This window comes from Paenibacillus polysaccharolyticus (genome assembly GCF_023714295.1).
Lineage (GTDB): Bacteria > Bacillota > Bacilli > Paenibacillales > Paenibacillaceae > Paenibacillus > Paenibacillus polysaccharolyticus_A.
Genome location: NZ_JAMAUN010000090.1, coordinates 1 through 228, shown reverse-complemented (window position 1 = coordinate 228; position 228 = coordinate 1). Strand labels below are relative to the sequence as shown.

1 rRNA gene is annotated in these 228 nt (G+C 48.7%); it reads left to right on the top strand.

From position 1 onward, the window contains the following. Window positions 1–228 (top strand): 23S ribosomal RNA (locus tag M3629_RS28900); the annotation flags it as partial.

Genomic DNA, 228 nt, shown 5'->3' with positions numbered 1-228 from the left:
ACCATTGAAAGAGTGCGTAATAGCTCACTGGTCGAGTGACTCTGCGCCGAAAATGTAACGGGGCTAAACACACCACCGAAGCTATGGCTTGATGCTTGCATCAGGGGTAGGGGAGCGTTGTATAAGGATTGAAGGTGTACCGTAAGGAGCGCTGGACATTATACAAGTGAGAATGCCGGTATGAGTAACGAAAAGATCAGTGAGAATCTGATCCGCCGAAAGCCTAAG